5 protein-coding genes are annotated in these 6,961 nt (G+C 43.9%); 2 read left to right on the forward strand and 3 right to left on the reverse strand.

Features of this window, described 5'->3' with window-relative positions:
- Window positions 1–2: 2 nt before the first annotated feature.
- Window positions 3–1,358, reverse strand: coding sequence for a sigma-54-dependent transcriptional regulator (locus DDR33_RS13040; RefSeq protein WP_109416240.1), 1,356 nt, complete (start codon window positions 1,356–1,358; stop codon window positions 3–5).
- A gap of 220 nt (window positions 1,359–1,578) precedes the next feature.
- Window positions 1,579–4,101: a zinc-dependent metalloprotease gene (locus DDR33_RS13045; RefSeq protein ID WP_109416241.1), complete on the reverse strand. Its 2,523-nt coding sequence runs from the start codon at window positions 4,099–4,101 to the stop codon at window positions 1,579–1,581.
- Between the two features lie 310 nt (window positions 4,102–4,411).
- Between DDR33_RS13045 and DDR33_RS13055 the strand changes: the two genes are divergently transcribed.
- Window positions 4,412–5,665 carry an efflux RND transporter periplasmic adaptor subunit gene (locus tag DDR33_RS13055; RefSeq protein WP_109416243.1) on the forward strand — a complete coding sequence of 418 codons (1,254 nt, stop codon included), beginning with the start codon at window positions 4,412–4,414 and terminating at the stop codon, window positions 5,663–5,665.
- A gap of 55 nt (window positions 5,666–5,720) precedes the next feature.
- Here the strand turns inward: DDR33_RS13055 and DDR33_RS13060 are convergent, their stop codons facing one another.
- Window positions 5,721–6,086 (reverse strand): four helix bundle protein, encoded by a 366-nt coding sequence (locus DDR33_RS13060; RefSeq protein WP_109416382.1) that lies wholly within the window; start codon window positions 6,084–6,086, stop codon window positions 5,721–5,723.
- A gap of 77 nt (window positions 6,087–6,163) precedes the next feature.
- On the opposite strand from DDR33_RS13060, the gene DDR33_RS13065 reads away from it, so the two are divergent.
- Window positions 6,164–6,841, forward strand: a complete 678-nt coding sequence (locus DDR33_RS13065) for an ABC transporter ATP-binding protein (RefSeq protein ID WP_109416244.1) — start codon at window positions 6,164–6,166, stop codon at window positions 6,839–6,841.
- Window positions 6,842–6,961 lie beyond the last annotated feature (120 nt).

Here is a 6,961-nt window from a genome sequence, read left to right on the forward strand (position 1 = left end):
GTTTAAATATCATATTTACTCAGCCTTCTGTACAAGGCAGTCCTGGTGATCCCCAACTCTTTAGCCGCACGACTGATATTTCCCTGATGTTTTTCTATTACCTTCATAATCGTATTTTTCTCAAGGTTCTCGAGGTTGGTATCATCTTCTGACTGGATATTGGTATTGACTGATTCGATAGGAGAAAAGATGAGATCAGCAGCTGTCAGCTTATTTCCTTCTGCCATGATAACGGCGCGTTCTATCGTATACTGCAGTTCGCGCACATTCCCCGGAAAATGGTACTGCATCAGCTTATCGGCCGCCCGGCCATCGAGCTCGCTCTGCGGTTTCAGATATTTATCGCAATACACTTTGATAAAGTGATTAGCCAGTAAAATAACGTCTTCTCCTCTCCTTCTCAAAGGAGGTACCATTATTTCAACCGTATTGATCCGGTAAATAAGATCTTTACGGAAGCGGCTGTCACTGGCAAGCTCCTGGAGCGGAACATTGGTTGCACAGATCAGGCGTATATCAACAGGAACCGCATCATTACTCCCCAGTCTCTGTATCTTCCTGTTTTGAAGCACTGTCAGAAGTTTCGCCTGCTGCTGCAGGCTTATATTTCCAATTTCATCCAGGAAGAGTGTTCCCCCGCTGGCTGCCTCAAACCTTCCGGTACGATCCTCCCTGGCATCCGTAAAAGCTCCTTTTTTATGGCCAAATAACTCACTCTCAAATAGTGTTTCCGTTAAAGCGCCAACGTCAACCTTTATAAATGGCTTATCCTTGCGGAGGGATTGTTTATGTATAGCTTCGGCTATGAGATCCTTACCGGTCCCATTTTCACCTAAAATCAGGATATTGGCATCAGTGGGGGCAATTTTCTTTATTTTGTAGAAAATCTCTGCCATGGCTTCAGATTCCCCGATAATAGCTGTGACATTTTCATCCTTTTGAGGAGTCTTCTTCTTACCGGGTGCTTTTGCCTGTTGTTCCAGAGCTTCGTCTATCGTCTGCAATAATTTTTCATTCTGCCAGGGTTTCACTACAAAGTCAGAAGCTCCTTCTTTCAGGGATTTCACAGCCAGATCTATTCCGCCATAAGCTGTAATCATAATTACGGCAGCAGCAGGGTGCATTTGTTTAACTTTCCGCAGCCAGAACAGGCCTTCATTTCCCGTATTGATCGAACTCTTAAAGTTCATGTCAAGCAGGATCAGGTCGAATTTTTTGACTGCCAGCAATGATGGGATATTTTCCGGGTTTTTCTCTGTGACTACTTCCTTTGCCCTTGGCTTGAGCAGTAACCTTACAGCCGTAAGAACGTCTGTGTCGTCGTCTATAATCAGAACTGAAGCGTGTTTTAATTGCATAAGTTTAGAAGCCGTAAATCAAAAATACATATTAATCCCGTATCAAGGTCATCCAGGCTGCCAAAATACGGGAGTGTCTTCTGTTACATAGACGCTGTGCAAAAAGATTGGTTACAAACTATGATAATAAAACCGCTTGCTGCAAATGAAAAAGCGGGAAAAACATTGCTGCTTTTCCCGCTTTATAAGTCTGAAACGATCTCTGCTTCAGGCCCTGTTATTATTTAGGATTCAATATCGTCCCTATCCTTGCATCAATATCCTGTAAATGATATTTACTCATTCCGGAGAACGATGGAATTGCCTTTTTAATATCACTTCTCAGGTTGATGAGATGTGCTCTGGCGATACTCGAAACGTCAGAAGCTGTCGGATCGGCAGGCCTGAATACCATTCCTCCCATGGACTGAGGCGCCGGAGCTTCCAGAAGTTTCGAGAGGTTTTCGACGTAAGCTTTTTGCAGGTTTCTTCTGTAAACATCAATAGAAGAATGCTTGCCTAATTCAGACCATATACCACTTTTCAGATCAGCAAACAGATTAAATACAGTATAGGCGTCTTTCCCGGTCAAAGCCTCCGCATTGATCAGTCTGTTGATGGTATTGGTATTCTGTAAACGGCTGAGTGTTCCTGACTGAACGCTTCTGATCATGTTGACAGGATCAATGCCGGTCTGGCTGATGAGCTTCTTGTTAATTAACCATGACGGAGTAGCAAACAATTGTGCATTCAGGAAATTCATTGCTTCCTTCTGTTTGCCGTAGGGGACGTTCTGATAAACAGAACCTGCTTCTTCTACCGTCTTAGGGGTATTGTAAACTCCGCCCACGTTCTTTACAACGTGTCCCATATAACGGGAGTATTGATTTACTACCTCAGAATAAAGGCTTCTTGCATTGTCATACCCTTCGTTGGGTTCTCTTGTCCACTGTATCAGGTTTGGCAAAATACGTTTCAGGTTCTTAATTCCGTAAGAACTTGCCACCATTGCGTTATCTCCGAGATCTTCACTCTGACAACGGGGATCATTGGGATCTGATTCGGTACCAAACCAGAGACGCTTGTTCTTCAGTTGGCTGATCACCCATTTGTTTAATCCGCTTGCCTCTTCTGCAGTTGTCTTATATTCAGGGAACCAGCGGTATCCCCACTCGATAGCCCATTTATCGTAATCGCCGATACGGGGAAATAATCCCTTTTCGCCAATCTTGTCTTCGGGCTGAGCCACATAGTTAAAACGGGCGTAGTCCATGATGGAAGGAGTATGTCCGTTTGCTTCCACCCACTGTTTATCGCGCAGTTTCTCAACCGGAACAGTAGAGGAAGAACCGAAGTTATGACGAAGCCCTAAGGTATGACCAACTTCATGTGATGAAACAAAACGGATCAGCTGTCCCATCAGTTCGTCATCAAATTTCATCTTTTGTGCACGCGGATCAACTGCGGCTGTCTGAATAAGATACCAGTTTCTTAACAGGCTCATCACGTTGTGGTACCAGTTGATATGCGTCTCCAGGATCTCTCCTGTGCGCGGATCGTGTATATGCGGGCCGCTTGCGTTTGGAATGTCTGATGGTTTATAGACAATGGCACTGTGCCGCGCATCATCAATACTCCAGTCTTTATCTTTCGGGGCCTCTTTTGCTATAATAGCATTTTTAAAGCCTGCTTTTTCAAAAGCTACCTGCCAGTCGTTTACACCCTGTACCAGGTAAGGAACCCATTTCTTGGGTGTAGCCGGATCGATATAAAAAATGATCGGCTTTTTAGGTTCTACCAGTTCTCCCCTTTTGTATCTTTCGATATCTTCATCTTTCGGTTCAAGCCGCCACCTGGTGATCATCGAAACTCTTTTTACTCCCTGCGGATTTGAATCAAAATCAACATACCCGGTAGCAAAATATCCCACACGCGGATCAAAATGACGGGCCTGCATGGGCTTCGAAGGGAGTAAAACCATTGAACTGTTAAGTTCATATGTTAAGGGGCCTCCGGGAGATCCGCCCATCATTCCCATTTGAGGACTTGGAGTTCTTGTATACGTTTTAACAGTACGTATTTCAATATTCATCGGAAATGAACGTATCTCCTGGATATAACTGCGGTCGGGCTGCAGTCCTCCGAGTGAAAGCATCTTTTTCACTTCAGCGTGAAAAAAGAAAACATCATTATCGCCATTGAGGTAATCGGTCACATCAATAACCGAACCTTTAGATTTTTTCACCGAATCCTGTGCATATGCTTTAACATCGAACGCTGCTACAATAGGCTGCAAATTGGAATTTAACACCGATGAGTACATACCTGTAGTATCCTGAGAACGTTCTGAAAACGACACACTTCTCAAAAAAATACGGTTTGACGGCCCCTTTTCGAAGCGAACGACATTATCATTGATCTGATCGCCTGCATATCCCAGCATAGAAGCACGTACGTCGGCCGCACTTTTGCTGATCCTGCTTACAATAAGGATGTCCCTGTTAAGGAGAGAATCAGCGATCTCAAAGTAAAATCGCTCATCCACCTTATGAAGCTTAAATAATCCGGTGTCTGTTTTTGCCTTGGCTGTAATAACTTCCTTATAAGGCTTGGGACCCTGTGCCGGAGGACGGTTAATGTTCGAAGCTGCATTTGACCCTGACTGAGCAGTTGCCGGCTTCGCAGCGGGTTTTTTCTTTTTAAAGAGGGCGCAACCGTAACTTGTTGTAAGAACAACAAGGAGAAGGAGACTAATTTTTCGCATTGATTTGTAAGTGAATAACAATGTTGTTTGAAAATAAATTTGGTCGTGCAACTTATAAAAAAAGATTGATAACAGCCTGTCTAAAAAGCACAAAAGTACTGGACAATCATGCTCATGCACTCAAACGGAACCATCCTGCCGGAGCGGGTATTCTGCCGATAGCTGTGACGACAATTAATTTCGCACACAGGGTGTTCGGAACTGAACACCCTTCAAGCACAAAAAGCAAACAAAATACTGTATATCAGACACTTTAAACAATGGCACAGTTTATAGTCATGGTTATACAACAGCACATTTTTTTAATACAGTGGACAGAACATTACCAAAAAAGAAGTGGAATAGTAAAAAGATCACAACCATCGCTGGAATTACAGCCCTTGTGGTCCTGATTACAGGTAGTATTTACTTTACTTCAGGAAAGAGCAAACTGAATGTTGATTCAGAACGGATCACCGTAAGTGAAATCAGCAAAGGGAAATTCCAGGAGTTTATCCCGGTTAACGGGATCGTGATGCCCCTGACTACTATATACCTGGATGCAGCTGAAGGCGGAAGAGTGGAAGAGAAATATGTAGAAGATGGCGCGATGATGAAAAAAGGAGAACCTGTTATGCGGCTCTCCAATACCGATCTCGAGCTTAGCCTGGCTAACCAGGAAACTGCGGTTTTCGACGTATTGACACAGATGCAGAATACCCGGAATAATGCCCAGCAGAATACGGTGAGCAAGCTGAATCAGCTGGCGGATGTAGACAACGGGCTGCAGGAAGCTGAAAGGAAATATGTGATGAACAAAAAGCTTTTCGAACAAAGGATTATTGGTTCCCAGGAATTTAAATCCTCAGAAAATGAGTATAAATATCAGGTAAGGAAGAAAAAATTGTCAGAACGCATTTTAAGCCAGGACTCAGTATCGGTTAGACAGCAACTTAAGCAGATGAATGAATCTTATGACCGGATGAGTAATGCACTGCAACTGATGAAGAAGAAAGTGGGAGACCTCATTGTCAGGGCCCCGGTTGACGGCCAGCTGACCTCAATGGACGCTGAGATTGGTCAGAATAAAAATAAAGGTGAGAGGCTGGGACAAATTGACGTATTAAGCGGATTTAAGGTCCGTGCAGACATTGATGAACATTATATCACGCGGATCTTCCCTGGTTTGACAGGCGACTTCCAGCTGGGAGAAAAACAATACAAACTGCACATTAAAAAAGTGTTTACTCAGGTTACAAACGGCCGCTTCCAGGTGGACATGGAATTCGTAGGAAAGGCTCCCGGCAATATCCGACGCGGACAAACATTGCAGGTCCGCCTTGCTCTGGGTGATGAAACAACCGCCCTGTTACTTGCCAGAGGCGGTTTCTACCAGCAGACGGGCGGAAACTGGATCTTTAAAGTAAGCAACGATGGAAAAACGGCGTTCAAGGTGGATATACAGCTTGGCAGGCAAAACCCTGATTACTACGAAATACTGAATGGACTGAAGCCTGGAGATAAGGTAATTACGTCGAGCTATGAGACTTTTGGGGATGTGCAGGAGTTAATCCTGAAGCGATGAATAGCTATCAGCAGTCAGCTGTCAGCAGTCGGCTTCCTGATAATCTGCTGATTCGTTAATAGCCATTAGCTTCGGCAAGCTTTCCAATATAACTGAAGATCATTTTTTTGATCAGAATTGTTTCTTCAGAGAGTTCTTTAAATATTGATTCGGAAATATAATGAAGGTCACGACTTAAAATAAGCTGGTAATGCAGTTCAGAGGCCGATCCTGCTGCGATCATCAGGAAACGCTTAAAATCAGGAATAGAGTTACGACCACAACCTTCAGCTATATTAGTGGGAATAGAAGAGGCTGACCGCCTTGCCTGAGATGTTAAACCATATAACTCTTCTTTGGGGAAAGTCTTTGTAATAGAATAGATCTTAATGGTTAGCAGATGGCTCTTTTGCCAGATTGATAATTTTTGAAAATCTCTCATTGAGAATAGATTATAAATTAAAATAGTTAAATAAAAAGCTGACTGCTGATAGCTGACAGCTGATAGCCAAATATCCAATGATCAAAATCACCAGTCTTGAGAAATTCTACCGCACGGAAGAGGTAGAAACAGTGGCACTTAACGGAGTATCGATTGATGTAGCTAAGGGAGAGTTTGTCTCGATAATGGGACCATCCGGCTGCGGGAAATCGACCTTACTGAACATCCTTGGATTGCTTGACGATCCTGATGGGGGAAGCTATCTTTTTAACGGGATCGAGGTAGCAAAATTCAATGAAAGAAAAAGGTCAGACCTGAGAAAACACAATATTGGTTTTGTATTTCAAAGCTTTAATCTTATTGATGAACTGACAGTTTACGAGAATGTTGAGTTGCCTCTGATATATACGAAAACGCCTGCGGCAGAGCGGAAACGAAAAGTGGAGGCGGTACTCGATAAGGTACAAATCATGCATCGGCGTAATCACTTTCCGCAGCAACTTTCGGGAGGGCAGCAGCAGCGTGTTGCAGTAGCCAGAGCGGTAGTAAATAGTCCGAAGCTGATTCTCGCCGATGAGCCGACAGGTAACCTCGACTCCAGCAACGGGAATGAAGTGATGCAATTGCTTACTGAGCTGAACGAGCAGGGCACCACGATCGTCATGGTAACCCACTCAGAGCATGATTCGAGATACAGCCACCGCATCATCCGCATGCTCGACGGCCAGGTTGTGACCGAAAATATTATGGTATAAAGTTCAGTATCGGGCCTGAATAATGGAATTGCCTGATATGGTTCAGCGCCAGTTCTCAACCAACATTTAAATGAGGAACGTGCCGGTAACAAAAATGCCAATTGCTGATAATACGCCCAG

It is taken from the genome of Pararcticibacter amylolyticus, from assembly GCF_003130405.1.
GTDB classification, from domain to species: domain Bacteria; phylum Bacteroidota; class Bacteroidia; order Sphingobacteriales; family Sphingobacteriaceae; genus Arcticibacter; species Arcticibacter amylolyticus.

Bases quoted from the DNA above. Each gene is read 5' to 3' on its own strand.
- DDR33_RS13045 (WP_109416241.1), bottom strand. From the start codon at position 4,101: ATGCGAAAAATTAGTCTCCTTCTCCTTGTTGTTCTTACAACAAGTTAC.
- DDR33_RS13060 (WP_109416382.1), bottom strand. From the start codon at position 6,086: ATGAGAGATTTTCAAAAATTATCAATCTGGCAAAAGAGCCATCTGCTA.
- DDR33_RS13040 (WP_109416240.1), bottom strand. From the start codon at position 1,358: ATGCAATTAAAACACGCTTCAGTTCTGATTATAGACGACGACACAGAC.
- DDR33_RS13065 (WP_109416244.1), top strand. From the start codon at position 6,164: ATGATCAAAATCACCAGTCTTGAGAAATTCTACCGCACGGAAGAGGTA.